This is a genomic window from Pandoraea horticolens, assembly GCF_902459555.1.
Taxonomy (GTDB): domain Bacteria; phylum Pseudomonadota; class Gammaproteobacteria; order Burkholderiales; family Burkholderiaceae; genus Pandoraea; species Pandoraea horticolens.
The window spans coordinates 127,403-141,467 of record NZ_CABPSM010000016.1 but is presented as its reverse complement, the minus strand read 5'-3'; the positions used below and the strand labels follow the sequence as shown (position 1 = coordinate 141,467).

At 64.1% G+C, this 14,065-nt stretch carries 11 protein-coding genes and 1 pseudogene; all 12 read right to left on the bottom strand.

Annotated features, from left to right (window positions below; genetic code table 11):
- Window positions 1–96: 96 nt before the first annotated feature.
- A complete protein-coding gene (gene aac(6'), locus PHO31112_RS22040) occupies window positions 97–567 on the bottom strand; it encodes an aminoglycoside 6'-N-acetyltransferase (protein ID WP_150623083.1) in 471 nt (156 codons plus the stop codon).
- Between the two features lie 169 nt (window positions 568–736).
- A pseudogene (locus PHO31112_RS28275) lies at window positions 737–1,869 on the bottom strand (CMD domain-containing protein).
- A complete protein-coding gene (locus PHO31112_RS22025) occupies window positions 1,866–3,212 on the bottom strand; it encodes an acyl-CoA thioester hydrolase/BAAT C-terminal domain-containing protein (protein ID WP_150623077.1) in 1,347 nt (448 codons plus the stop codon). The pseudogene PHO31112_RS28275 and the gene PHO31112_RS22025 overlap by 4 nt, the downstream one beginning before the upstream one ends.
- A gap of 16 nt (window positions 3,213–3,228) precedes the next feature.
- On the bottom strand, window positions 3,229–4,797 hold the full coding sequence (locus tag PHO31112_RS22020; protein WP_150623075.1) for an ABC transporter substrate-binding protein: 1,569 nt from the start codon (window positions 4,795–4,797) through the stop codon (window positions 3,229–3,231).
- 80 nt (window positions 4,798–4,877) lie between these two features.
- Entirely contained in the window at window positions 4,878–5,876 is a 999-nt protein-coding gene (locus tag PHO31112_RS22015; RefSeq protein ID WP_150623105.1) for an ABC transporter ATP-binding protein, read from the bottom strand.
- 68 nt (window positions 5,877–5,944) lie between these two features.
- Window positions 5,945–6,940 (bottom strand): ABC transporter ATP-binding protein, encoded by a 996-nt coding sequence (locus tag PHO31112_RS22010; RefSeq protein ID WP_425495226.1) that lies wholly within the window; start codon window positions 6,938–6,940, stop codon window positions 5,945–5,947.
- A gap of 8 nt (window positions 6,941–6,948) precedes the next feature.
- Window positions 6,949–7,893, bottom strand: a complete 945-nt coding sequence (locus PHO31112_RS22005) for an ABC transporter permease (RefSeq protein WP_150623069.1) — start codon at window positions 7,891–7,893, stop codon at window positions 6,949–6,951.
- Window positions 7,893–8,867: an ABC transporter permease gene (locus PHO31112_RS22000; RefSeq protein ID WP_150623067.1), complete on the bottom strand. Its 975-nt coding sequence runs from the start codon at window positions 8,865–8,867 to the stop codon at window positions 7,893–7,895. Before PHO31112_RS22000 ends, PHO31112_RS22005 begins: the two co-directional genes overlap by 1 nt.
- The gene (locus PHO31112_RS21995; RefSeq protein WP_150623065.1) at window positions 8,864–10,357 is read right to left on the bottom strand and encodes a flavin-containing monooxygenase; all 1,494 of its coding nucleotides are present in this window, start codon (window positions 10,355–10,357) and stop codon (window positions 8,864–8,866) included. Before PHO31112_RS21995 ends, PHO31112_RS22000 begins: the two co-directional genes overlap by 4 nt.
- A complete protein-coding gene (locus PHO31112_RS21990; protein WP_150623063.1) occupies window positions 10,354–11,334 on the bottom strand; it encodes a LysR family transcriptional regulator in 981 nt (326 codons plus the stop codon). Before PHO31112_RS21990 ends, PHO31112_RS21995 begins: the two co-directional genes overlap by 4 nt.
- Window positions 11,335–11,716: 382 nt before the next feature.
- Window positions 11,717–13,459, bottom strand: a complete 1,743-nt coding sequence (locus tag PHO31112_RS21985; protein ID WP_246178458.1) for an exonuclease domain-containing protein — start codon at window positions 13,457–13,459, stop codon at window positions 11,717–11,719.
- Window positions 13,447–13,980: a DUF2471 family protein gene (locus PHO31112_RS21980; protein ID WP_174995832.1), complete on the bottom strand. Its 534-nt coding sequence runs from the start codon at window positions 13,978–13,980 to the stop codon at window positions 13,447–13,449. Before PHO31112_RS21980 ends, PHO31112_RS21985 begins: the two co-directional genes overlap by 13 nt.
- Window positions 13,981–14,065: the final 85 nt, after the last annotated feature.

Sequence of the window (14,065 nt, the reverse complement as noted above, 5' to 3'; positions counted from 1 at the left end):
AGTCAAAAACACAGTCTTATGCCTACCCGTTATTGTAAGTGGGTGACTGTGTCCGGCGTTTCAGGGGGCTGCTCCAGTCGAGCTGTTGACTCACGTTCACTCAGCCTTTGACGTGCGCTTTCGGAAGAAGACGACGCGTTCGGTTTCTTCGAAGCCAAGGGCGTGGTGCAACGCCTGCACATCGATCTTGCTAACATCAGTATCCGATGCGAACTCTTCGCATGCATGTGAGGCGCCCCACCATTCAACGAATTGAAATAGCGCCTTCGCAATGCCCTGACGACGTGCTTCAACTGCCACGTAAATGCCTTCAAGGAATAGCACCGGGGACGTGTCGCAGCCATTGACGTAGTCGTGGCGTATGGACGCCTCGGCGAAGCCAAGTGGTGTCTTCGTCTTCGAAAATGCCATGAATGCCACATAACGTTCCGGTGCTAAAAGCATTTCCGCAATCTCGCGTTCATGCTCGTCTGCCGTCGCTTGAGGCCAAAGGCGATGTCTGAGCGTGCACCATGACGGGATGTCCTCAGGCGTAATCGCACGGATGGTGAAATTGCTGGATGTCATCACGGGTGGCCTTGTTGATGCCCGTACAGAACGAGCTGAAGAGCTCCAGCCTATACCACTCGCTCGAAAAAAAAGCGCTGCCCGATCGGACAGCGCTTTTTCTTTGACATCGCATTGGTATGAGCAAGGCATGTTCAAAACATGTCCGCGCGGTCCCCTCGACCCGGCGTCAGGCCACAGACGCCGTTTCCGGGAACACCGGCTCACCGAGATTGAGCATCAGACGGTTCGCCCACGCGAAGATCGCGATGGAGTGAATCAAGTCCAGGATCTCGGCGTCAGTCAGTCCCACATCACGCAGTGCCTGCAACTGCTCCGGGCGCACATCGCCGGGCTTTTCCGTCAACGCAATCGAGAACTGGGAGATGGCCTTCTCCCGGTCAGTTGTACCTGCGGTGCGCGGCTCGTCGAAGACTTCGCGGATCACGTCGTTGCGCTTCGCCAATTGCTCGAAGCGCTGTGCATGCACCGATGCGCAATACACACAGCCATTGATACGCGAGACGACCGTCGTCGACAGCTCTCGTTCGGCACGCGGCATACCACCCGGCGCGTACATGATAGCGTTGAACGCTGCCGAACGTTGACGAAGGATCTCGGGCTGATGAACGAGGAAGAGGTAGTAATCCGATGTCTTTGCCTTCGGATGGCTCTCCTCCAGCACCGTCACCTGTTCCGGCGTGGCCTTATCGAGTTCCACGACGTCGAGCCACGCATCCCAGTCGAGCGACTCGTTGGTAAATCCATGGGAACGGATGATGTCGCTCATGCTGTCGTCTCCTGCGGCGCGAGTTGTTTAAGGGCCTGCAGACCCGCGACCAGACGTGTCTGATACGACAGGAATGCGATGAGTTGAGCCAGCGCGACGACAGCGGGCGTAGTGAGCCCGGCTGCCGGCAGCTTCTGCAAAGCCGCCTTGTCTCCCGCCACCGGATTCTCGATGAGCGTACGTGTGAACGTCAGCATCGCGCGCAGGCGCATGTCTGCCACATCGTCAGGTTGACCGGATTCGACGGCGTTCAACTGCGCGGCGTCGACCGCGTGCCTAGCCAACTCGGCGCGATAGTGAGCCGCGAGCGACGGCGAAGGCGTGAGACGGCTCGCGTACAGCGCGACGAGCAGACGCTCGACGAGCGATATGCCCTCGAGTGCAGGATCGAACAGCCCTTCGTAGCTGCCTTGCGTAGCCGCTGCGACTTTGTCGCGAGCGTGACGCAACGTATGCGTGGCAGTGCCAGGTGTCAGACCGGCGACGCGATCGACGAGATCGTTAGCGATGTCGTATTGAGTATTGGCGGTCATGATTGTCCTTGTGATTGGGCGCGCTCGGCCACAGCCCGCGCGAGGAATGCTTGCACAGCCGTCCATGAACGCTCGTCTGCGAGGGCATTCGCAGACGGCTCGCCGCCACCGGTGCTGATCTTTCCGGAGACCGGATGCGCATAGACGAGCTGCGTAGTGGGCACATACGGGAACACGATGGCGTGCCCTGCATGGTCGAAATCGAGATGCTCGACCGGGTACGGATGCGCGTGCGAGGCGAGCCGCTCCGTCACCATCCGCGAATAACGGCTCGATGGCCACGAGCCATCGTCTTCCGCGGAGAGCAGCATGACCGGGCCACGGATCTTCTCCACGGGGATGCGCGCACGCTCGACGGCTTCGAGGTCGTCCAGTGCGGTGAGCATCGCCTTGGCATGTCGATGCGGAGGCGGGCCTTCGTCGAACGGCGCCCACGAGGCCGTCCGATTGTTTTCCCAGATGTGCGGCAACGGCTTGCCGTCGAGCAGCCAGGTCGGACCCTCGCGTCCGATGGCCGGATCGCAGGCGTTTTGCGCACTGTGAATCAGCGCACTCGGCACATAGCCGATGACGGCAGAGACGGCGTCGGGGAAGGTGGCGCCGAGCAGCAGCACCAACTCGCCGCCACGCGACTGCCCCGAGAGCGCCACGAAGTCATGCGCTGGCTTCACCGTGCGGCGCAGCCAGTCCATGCCCTTCGCGAAGTACTCGAGCGGCGTATTGGAGATGTAGTCGGGCAGCCCTGGTCCCTTGAAGTACCCGAGCGCAAAAGCGGCATAACCGTGCGACGCATACAGCGCCGCGCGCGGCTCGTTGATGCCGCCGCCCGAGCCGTTGAGGATCATCACGGCCGGATGGGGGCCGTCGCCGGGCGGCAGGTACAGCGTGCCGACGAGCCCGTCTTCGCGCACCTCACGTCGCGTTACACCCTCGACGGAGAGTCGCTGCGTGAAGGATACGGAAGACGACATCGCGACGTTATGCTCGTTCTGTCCCGCCGAATGACCCGCCTGAGCGACCACCGTCGTCACGAGCGGCGTCATGACGGGCTGCGGAAACACGTCACGACTCTTGCCGTCTTCCGGTACCTGCGACCAGATGAGGCCCATCGCCGATACGCCTTGATAACTGCCGCCGACCGGCGCGTCGCGCGACGCGTCGACAACACCGTCTGCGTCGGCCACGAAAGTGGCTTCGGCATGCCAGACCACGCCCCCCGCGCGCGTGGTGTGGGCGGTGAGTGTCACACGGGCGCCGGGCGCCGCGCCGCGCACCACGAGGTGGCGCGGCACGTCGATCAGCGCGTCGGCAGGGGTTGCCGTGAGAGTGAGCGATGATGTCATAACGCGGCGGGCCGGCTCACTTGGCAGCCTTGGTCACTTGCATCGCAACAGTGCGATCGCTCGTGAACGGCGTGACCTTCAGGCCCTTACGCGCGGCCCAGATGTTCTGGTAGTGATACAGCGGAATCGTGCCGACGTCGTCCGTCTCGACCTTGACCGACTGACGCAGGATCGCTTCACGCTTGCCTTCGTCGAACTCGGCGGTCGATGCGTCGAGTGCCTTGTCGATGGCCGGATTGCTGTAGTGACCCCAGTTCGAAGCGCCGAGCCCCTTCTTGGCATCCACCGTCGCCAGCACGTTCACCAGCGCATAGCTGGCTTCGCCCGTGCCGTTGCCCCAGGCGAGCATCGACATGGCGTATTCGTTCTTGTTCGCGCGCCCCGAGTACACGGCCCAAGGCACCACTTCCACTTGCGTCTTCACGCCGATGCGCGTCCAGAATTGCGCCACGGCCTGTGCGGTCTCCGGACCTTGCGGATAGCGGTCGTTCGGCACATGCATCGTCAGCTTGAAGCCTTCCGGGAAACCGGCTTCGGCGAGCAGTTTCTTGGCCTGCGCGGCGTCGAACGGAATGTCCTTGACGTCGGGGTTATAGCCGAACGTGTCTTTCGGCATCCATTGATTGGCCACGCTGGCCGTGCCCTGCATGATGCGCGTGACGATCGCTTCGCGGTTGATGGCGAGCGAGAGCGCACGGCGCACGCGCACGTCGAGCAGTGGATTCTTCGCGAGCGGTTTGCCGGCGTTATCGGTGATGTACTGATTCGACCCTTCACGGAAGGTCGGCTGCAGAAGCATCACGCGCAGTCCGGGGTACGGAAACACCGTCACGTTCGGTGCCTTCTTCAGCCGGGGAATGTCCGAGGCTGACACCTTGTCGATCACGTCCACATCGCCGGCCAGCAGTGCCGCCGTGCGCGCGGCACCGTTGTTGATATAGCGGTAATCGACCTTTTCCCACTCCGACTTGCCTGCCCAATAGTTGTCGTTACGCACCATCTCCACGCGGTCGCCCGGGGTGTACGAGACATATTTGAACGGGCCCGTACCGACCATGGCGCGTCCGGCGTTGTAGTCGTCGGTGTTCGACTTCTCGCCAACGTGTTTGCTCACGATGTGCACCGAGGCGAGATTGAGCGGCAGATCCGGGTTCGGGATCCTGGTCTTGACGACGAGCGTGAGCGGGTCCGGTGCACTCATCGTGTCGACGGTGCGCAGGTAGCCCGCAAAGGTGGCCACGCTGCCCGGCACGTTACGTGCGCGCTGATACGAATAGATGACGTCTGCGGCGGTGAACGGTTGGCCGTCGTGCCACTTCACGTTCGGGCGCAGCTTGAACTCCCAGGTCTTGGCGTCGAGGGCTTTCCACGACACGGCAAGCCCTGGTTGCAGCTTGTTCCACTTGTTCTCGACGAGCAGATCCCAGAAATGCAGGTCGACCGAGCGGTCACCGGCGTGGTTGTTCAGTTGCGGATCGAGCGACGAGAGCGGGTCGGCAAAGGCGATGCGCAGCGTCTGGGCGGAAGCCGCCGCGCTCGTCACGAGCAGTGCAGCAGCCAGCGAGGACAACAAGAAGCGTTTCATTATCGGCAATCCTGGTCGTTGATGATGAAGAGAAGAGGCGGGCGCAGCCGCGAGTATTGGCGGCCGTGTCTGCGGGCATATCAGATGTCGTTCAGGTGACACGCACTCACATGATTGACGGCCACGCCGCGAAGCATCGGCACTTCCGTGCGGCAACGCGGCATGGCGTGCGGACATCGCGGATGGAAGTGGCAACCGCCCGGCGGCGAAATCGGGCTCGGGATTTCACCGCGAATGGCGGAGAACGTCTTGTGACGCACGTCGATGCGCGGAATCTCGGCAAGCAGCGCCTGTGTGTACGGGTGATTCGGATGGCGAAAGACTTCCTCGACCGGTGCACTCTCGACGATGCGGCCGAGATACATGATGACCACGCGATCGGACAAGTGCTCGACCACGCCAAGGTCATGGCTGATGAACACATACGTCAGGTGCAGTTGTTCACGCAGGTCCATGAACAGATTGAGAATCTGCGCCTGAATCGAGACGTCGAGCGCCGCGACCGCTTCGTCGCACACTAGCAGATCGGGAGAGACGGCCAATGCCCGGGCGATACCGATGCGCTGGCGCTGTCCGCCGCTGAACTGGTGCGGGTATCGATGGCGCAGCGCCGGATCGAGCCCCGCGCGTTGCAACTGGGCGCTCACGTAGTCGTCGAAGCCCGCGCGATCGGTCAGACCATGCACGAGCGCCCCTTCTCCGACGATGCGGTCGACGCGCAAACGTGGATTCAGGCTCGAGTACGGATCCTGAAAGATCATCTGGATCTTCAGGCGCGCATCGCGTTGCTCTTGCGCGGACAGCGATTCGGCCGGACGTCCGTGAATCTGCACCTCTCCAGACGACGGCTTGAGCAAACCGGTAAGCATGCGCCCGAGTGTGGATTTTCCGCAGCCCGATTCGCCCACGAGACCCACGACCTCGCCCGGCTTGACGACGAGATCGACGTGATCGACCGCGCGCACCACGGCGGGCGGATGCGCGAGACCGGCGCGTTCGAGCAGGCGTCCGGCGGGACCGACGCGCCGGTCGCCAAAGCGCTTGCTCACGCCGCGCAACGCCACGATGGGCGCGGGCAGCGTGGCGCTTGGGCTATTCGATTTGCCGTAGCCGGTGCTGGCAGGCTGGCTTTGCGGCTGCGGCGTGTTCATACCATCTCCTTTTGCAACGCGGCGCCCGGGTGGAAGCAGCGCACGAGGCGGCCCGGCGACGTCTGCGTCATCTCGGGACGCACGGCACAGACAGCGCTCGCGTACGCGCACCGCGACGCGAACGCGCATCCGGCCGGCATGGCGAGCAGATTTGGCGTCATGCCGGGAATCTGGCGCAGGCGTTGGCCGCGTTTGTTCAGACTGGGCAGGCTGCCGATGAGGCCCGATGTGTAGGGGTGTTGCGGGGCGTCGAGCACAGCGTCGACGGCACCTTGTTCGACGATGCGTCCCGCGTACATCACGGCGAGCGTATCGGCCAGACCAGCCACGACCGACAGATCGTGGGTGATCCAGATGAGCGCCGTGCCGTGCTGACGCGCGAGCTTCTGCACTTCCGAGAGGATCTGCGCCTGAATCGTGACATCGAGTGCGGTGGTCGGCTCGTCGGCAATGATCAGATCGGGACGGTGCAGCATGGCGATGGCAATCGCCACGCGCTGGCGCATGCCGCCGGAGAGCTGATGCGGATAGGCGCGTAGACGCTCGTCGGGGCTCGGAATGCCCATCATGCCGAGCGTGTCGCGCGCGAGATCACGTGCCTGCGCCTTAGACACGCGCTGGTGCGCGCATACTGCCTCGATCATCTGCACGTCGACGCGCAACACCGGGTTGAGCGTCATCATCGGGTCCTGAAAGATCATCGCGATGCGATTGCCTTGCAGGCGGCGCAGCTCGGCGGGCGACATCTTCGTGAGGTCGCGGCCTTGAAACAGCACTTCACCGCCGACGATTCGGCCCGGTGCATCGACCAGTCCCATGATCGAGAAACCGGTCACCGACTTGCCCGATCCCGATTCACCGACGAGGCCCATGATGTGGCCCGGCGGCAGCGAGAAGGATACGTCGTCCACGGCCGGCAGCGTACCGGCGCGCGTGATGAATTGCGTGCGCAGATGGCGCACTTCCAACGTGAGGGGAGACGTGGGAGACACTGCGCCGCTCATTTCTGCAACCTTGGATTGAACACATCGCGCAGGCGGTCGCCCACGAGATTGATGGCGACGACCGTGACGAGCAGCGCGAGGCCCGGATACAAACTGATCCAGTATTCGCCGGAAAGCATCGTCTGATACCCGTTGGCGATGAGCAGGCCGAGCGACGGCTCCGTCACTGGTACGCCCAGGCCAAGGAACGATAGCGTGGCTTCGAGCGTGATGGCGCGGGCGACTTGCAGCGAGCCCACGACGATCAGCGGCGGCAGGCAGTTCGGCAGGATATGACCCAGCACGATGCGCCAGTTCGGAATCGCTTGGCAGCGTGCGGCTTCCACATACTCGCGTCGCGATTCCACGAGCGCCTGCCCGCGTGCCGTGCGGGCGAAATACGCCCACTCGAGCACGACGAGGGTGAGCACCACGTTGCCGATGCCTTTGCCCACGTAAGCGAGGATCATCAGCGCCACGAGAATCGATGGGAACGACAGTAGAAGATCGACCAGACGCATGATGGCGGCGTCGACGCGCCCGCCGGCGTAGGCGGCGATCAGCCCGAGAATCGTGCCGAGAATGCCGGCGATGAGGGCAGATCCGACACCGACGCCCAGACTGATACGCAGCCCGTAGAGGATGCCGGAGAGCAGGTCGCGGCCCTGACCGTCGGTGCCGAGCCAGTACGTGTACGTGGCGGCGCCATTGGCCGTGGCGGGCGGCAGGCGCGCATCCATCACGTCGAGCTGCATCAGGTCATACGGATTCTGCGGCGTGATCCACGGGGCGGTGATGGCGGCGACGATCAGCACGACGAGCACGACGAGACCAAGCACGGCGCTCTTCGAGCGGACGAACTCGCGCAGGCCCTGCTGCCAGGGCGATTCGCGACGCAGGGGCACCGGCTCGGGCGCGAGCGCGGCGGCGGGGGTGCCGTTGGGAGACAGATTGGGCGACATCAGGCAGCGGCCTCCACGCGCACACGCGGATCGAGCCACTTGTAGAGCACGTCCACGATCAGGTTGAGCGACACGAACAGGCACACCACGACGATGAGATACGCCACGATCACGGGGCGGTCGAGTGAGTTGATGCTGTCGAGAATGAGTTTGCCGGCGCCGGGCCACGAGAACACGCTCTCCGTCACTACGGCGAACGCGATCGTCGAGCCGAACTCCAGACCAAGCACCGTCACGAGCGGAATCAGCGTATTGCGCAGCACATGAACGAGCACCACGCGCAGCGGCGACAGTCCCTTGGCGCGGGCGAACTTCACGAAGTCCTGCGGCAGTACTTCCGACACGCCGGCACGCGTCAGACGCAGCACCAGCGAGATCTTGAACAGCGCCAGATTGAGCGCGGGCAGAATCAGGTGACGCAGCCCGTCAACGGTCAGAAACGACCACTCCACCCCGAACACGCGTACCGTTTCGCCCCGGCCGCTTGCGGGCAGCACGCCCAGATGCACCGAGAAGAACATGATGAGCATGAGGCCGACCCAGAACGTCGGCAGCGAGAAGCCGACGATGCTGCCGGTCATCAGCAGCTTCGAGATCGGGTTGCGCGGGTAAAGGCCCGCGAAGAGACCCAGCGGAATGCCGATGAACACCGCCAGGATGAGCGCGGCGAAGGCCAGTTCAAGCGTGGCGGGCAGGCGTTGCAGAATCAACTGAATGGCCGGCACGTTGTAGACGAAGCTGTTGCCCAGTTCGCCGTGCAGTGCGCCGCCGAGGAACGACAGGTACTGACGCCACAACGGCTGGTCGAGGCCGAGTTGCGCGATGATGCGCGCACGGTCGACCTGATCGACGTCCTGACCGATCAGGATGTCGACGGGGTTGCCGATCGCGTGCAGACCGACGAACACGATCAGTGTCATCAGCCAGACCACGAAGACCGCTTGCAGCGCACGGCGCAGAATCCAGGCGGTCATGCGATGCGCTCCTCGCCCTTCGTGGCGGTCTCGCTGTCGAATGCGGGCGGCGGCGGTGCAGGCGTCCACTCGTCGCCATAGACTTCCGGTTCGGCGTACGTCTCCATGTTCGTGTAGTGATGCGCGACGTCTTCACGGTAGAGCGTGCCCGCGAGCCCTTGAGCCAGACGTTTTGCGCCTTCGCTCACCGCCGGGATATCGCCTGAGACCGCGCCGTGCGATAGCGTGGCCGGCGCGCAGAAGCAATGGATGCGCTCCAGCCCGGGGCAATCGCCGGGCGTTTTCTCAAGGAATTCGAAGGCCGTGCCAAGGTCGGGCGAATCGGACAGTTCAATGTCTTCATCCCCTGCGGCAGGTGAGTATCGGTCGCTCCACTTGCGCACGAATTTCGAGAACGCGGCGAATTCCGGACGTCCTTCGATATCGATGCGAAAGCCGGTCGCGAAGACGAGGAAGTCGAGCACGAACGTGCCCTTTGCAGTGCGTACCTGCAGTTCGTCACCGACCGGAGTGACGTCGAGAATCGGCGCACCGAGGTTGAAGCGTGCGTTCTCGTGACGCGAAACGCGCAGCGTGCTGCCGCGCGGCGGCGGCACCTGCTGCACGTTGACGTAGTGACGGATGCGCCACTTCCATTCGTCGGGCAGGTTGATGTGACCGTGCGTGAGGCCCGGATTGCCGGCGCCCTTGCCCTTGTTGATACGCGGAATATCGGCGCGGCGAATGAGCAGGTCGACGCTGGCCGCACCGGCTTCGAGGGCCGTGGCGGCGCTATCCATGGCAGACGCCCCCGCACCGATCACGCCTACGCGCTTGCCGCGCAGCGTCGCGTAGTCCATCACGTCGGACGAGTGCGCCCAGAAGCGGCGCGGCAACTCACGGGCGAAGGCCGGTACTGTCGGCCCGCCCAAGCCATCGCGACCGGTGGCGAGCACCACATGACGTGCATAGATCGTGTGTTCTCCGGCGGGCGATGTGAGCGACAGCGCGACGAGACCGTCGGCGCCTTGGGGCGTCACTGCGGTGATGCGATGGTCGTTACGCACGTCGATCGCGAGTACGTCGCGATACCAACGTAGGTAATCCATCCATTGCAGGCGCGGGATCTTGTCGAGGGCGTCCCACGCTTCGAGCCCGAACTGGGCTTCGAACCATGCACGGAAGGTGAGCGCGGGAAGGCCGAGCGCCGGGCCGGTAAGTTGCTTGGGCGAGCGCAGGGTTTCCATGCGCGCGGTGGTGGCCCATGGGCCCTCGAAGCCGCGCGGCGATTGGTCGAAGATCACGGCGCCCACGCCGAGATGCGTGAGCGACGCAGCGGCGGCAAGACCGGCCATGCCGCCGCCGATGATGGCGACGTCGAGCACGGGCTGGCCGTTGTACGTGCGCTCGGGCACCCAGTGCTTGGCGGGCAGTTCGAGCCAGGCGAGGTCCTGACGCAGGCGCGCTTCGAGCGCGGGCAGGCCGGTGGCGGGTGTCGGGGACTGGGTCATGACGACAGAGCTTCCTTGGGAGCGGGCAAGTCGCCATAGAGCGACTGCAAGACTTGAGCGTGTTCGGTGGCGGCGTGCTGCACGAAATCGGGCAGCAGGTGGCGCGCGGCGTCGGCAAGTGCGCTGACGAACGCGAGGGCGGCAGGCGACGGCTCGCGTGCGTCACGGGTGATGACGCCGAAGAAGAACGGAATGTCGGCGTCGATCGGGCGCACGGCCACATCGGCGAGCGGCAGGCCGTAGGCGGTGACCGGCTCGAGCACGGCGACGCCGAGCCCGGCGCGAACCGCCGTCATTGCATTGATCGACGCGTTGGTCTCGATCAGCCCGACGGGGGCGACACCCGCTTGTACGAACGCCTGATCGAGACGGCGGCGCAGCCGGTACGGGTTCTGCATGGTGATGATGCGACGCCCCGCACATGCGGTGAGCGGCAGGCGGTCGTGCTTGGCCAGCGGGTCGTCGCTGCGCACGGCGGCGACGCAGGCGGCCTCGCCGATCCAGTGCACGACAATGCCGCGATGTTCGAGCGGCAGACTGGTGACGCCGATATCCGCGGCCCCCGTGAGTACGGCATGCACGACCTGCTCGGGCGATGTGCTGCGCATCTGAATCTGGACGCTGTCACGAGCGAGTCCCGGCAGAGCGAGGGCGGCGGGCACGAGGCCGGCGGCCAGCGCCGACGTGGCGGCAATATGCAATGGACGGGTCTGGCCGCGTGCGATTTCGTCGGCACGGGCGCGGATCTGCTGCAAGCCGGCGAGCACATGCTCGACGTCTTCGAAGAGCAGAAAGCCCTGCTCGGTCGGCGTGACACGTGGACCGCTGCGAGCAAACAAGGCATAGCCGATTTCGGCCTCCAGCTCCTGAATCATCCGCGTAATGGCCGGCTGCGAGCGCCCGAGCAGACGCCCGGCAGCAGTGATGCTACCGGTCGACATGACCGCCGCGAAGGCTTCGAGTTGGCGTAATTCCATCTGGCTCTGTGTGGGGACGGGGTGCTGGCGCGTACCCTACGCGCCGGAACCCGGTCATCGACGACGCCGAAGTCGCCAATGCCGCAATGCCTTTTGTATTCGGATTGCGTATTCTTTGACCTTTAGCATGCGTCTTGCAAATACTTAATATTTATATGCTCATTCCGTGGTGTGGAAAGGAGGGTTTTGCCTAAGTGGACGCCGGGGAGAAATAAATTGAGGGTGCCGCGAGTGCGTCGCGCCGCATGAAAGGGAGGGCGAAGCCGAAGCCTTCTGGCGGGACCGCGTAGGTCGTTACTGACGGGGGCGTCGCGCTGGTACTGCGTTGAGGCGGCGATGCAGGTGGGGGGGAAATCGCGCTCATGCGAGTTCCTCCGCTGGCTTAACACGGGTCGAACGGCAGACGAAATTGCGCCGGGTCTTCGGGACGCGGTTGGCGGCGGCGCAACAATGCAGTGCTGCGTTTCTTGGGGATGTTTTCCGGCGGGGCGACCGGGCTCAGGCGAAACGCCGGACGGCTCAGTGCCAGAACGACCAGCGGCGTATGCCCGCGGTGTGCCGGTGCCGGCGCTTCGTCCGGCGATTGCACGGTGGCGGCGTTGAGTGCGGTCAGATCGGTGCCTTGCCTGGAAGCGGCGAGACGCCGGCCCAGCAGACGATAGATGTCGGGATCGAAGCCCGTCACGGCGGGCATGCTGTCGACCAGGGCGTCCAATGCGTCACGCGACGCCACGCTGCCAAGATACTGCCAACGATCGATGACGTGGTATTCGACTTCGGCGGCGCGGTCCCCGGCGCCACGTTCTTCAATGGCGATGGGGCCGTCGTAGGGCCAGGTGTCGAGTTGCAGCGTCGTGAGGGCTTCGCGAACCCGCTCGGTATGCGCGGCGAGCGGCACGTCGCCGACGCACACGCCGTCACATCGTTTGACCTGATACCCGAAGCACGGGCGTCCGGCCGCCATGTTCTCCAGCCCGAGTTGCGCGCAGCAAAGACGATGTTCGTCTGCCAGCGCCCGCAGCGCGCTCTGCGCGCTGGCGCGCGACGTGAAGGTGCCATACAACGCTTCGGCACTGGCGAAGTCGACCGCCTTCGCGCTCACGAGCTGCGGCGCATCGCTATGCGCTGTGAGTTGCCAACTGTAGAGGTTCGATGCACGACGCAACAGACGGTTATGCACCGGCTGCAGTTGCTTGACCAATTGCGACTCAAGCAGCAACGCGCCAAGTTCCCCCAACGTTTGGCGCGCCTCCACGCGCCGGATTTCCTGCGAGATGCGCAGGTCCTTCGCGACTTGGTGATCGCTGGAAAAATGCGACCGCACGCGTGAGCGGATATCGACACTCTTGCCGACGTAAAGCAGCGTGTCGCCTTCGCCGTAGAAGAGATAAACACCGGGACTGTCCGGCAGTGCGTCGATCGCTTCGTCCGGCAACTGTGGCGGTTGGCTCGATCGTTTGGTGACACGCTGTACCGCTTGCCCGATCAGATCGGGCGCGTAAATCGTGTGGAGCTTCTGCCAGAACTGCCAGAGCAGATCGGCGTCGGCGAGCGCGCGGTGGCGGCCCAGCGGAGAGAGGCCGAAGCGGGCAATCAGTGCATCCAGCCCGTGACGGGCCGCCGAGGGGAAGAGCAGGCGCGACAGACGCACCGTGCAAAGCACATCCGCCTGAAAGCCGATGCCGGCACGCCGGAACTCGTTCTTGAGAAAGCCGTAGTCGAAGCGCGCATTGTGGGCGACGAACAGTTTGCCGTGCAGACGTTCCGCCAGCCCTTGGGCCAGCGTTTCGAACGACGGCTGGCCGCGCACCATCTCATTGGTGATCCCCGTCAACTGCTGGATGAATGGCGGAATCGGTTCGGCCGGGTCGAGCAGAGTACTCCACTGTTCAACGCCGTGCGGGCCGACTTCGACCACGCCGATCTCCGTGATGCGGTCTTCGAGCGCGTTGCCACCCGTCGTCTCCAGATCGACGAAGACCATTGGCGCGGGCAGGGAGCGGGCGAGCGTCTCCGGGTCAATGACCTCGGGGATGACTTGCGCGTTGGCGTCCTCGACGGCGAATTCAGGCACTTCGTGAACCTCGTTGACCTTGGGATTTCCGGTGGCTGTCAGGTCGAACACGCCGGACCGTTCGAACCATGGGGCCGTGCTGCCATGGGGAGCGCCGATGGCTTCGCCGCGAACGATGCGGCATTGTCATCTTGCAGGTCATCATCGGCGAATGCGGCGGCGATGGCACGGAACACGGCGGGGGCGGGCGCATCCGGCCAGTGCAGATCGACGGGCGCATCAAGCGGCAGCAGTGCGCCGTCGCGACGCAAGGCCTCGTCGCCGGGCAGGCGCAGCAGGCGAGCCAGGACCCACGGTTCATGGCGCGCGTGCAGCCCGATATCGGCTTCCGCCTCATCGGCAATGGCCACGAGCGTGCGCCAGTCCAGCGTCAGTGCCGGCGCGGTTTCGCTCAATTCGTCAGGTGCGCTCGACCTGCCCGAGCGTTCCGTCGCGAGAGCTGCGGGCGGCGACATCGCTTCCGTGATGCTCTGGCCCTGTTGCGCGTAACGCGCGGCGATCTCGCGCACGATACCGGCAAGGTCGCGCTCGGCGGCGCTCAGCGCCAGTTGATCCCAGTCGATGGTTTTCATATGACATTCCTCGATTGGGGAATATGATACTGTATAAAACAACAGTGTGCGAGTGAGGTAACCCTGCCCGATTACCGGGGTCGCC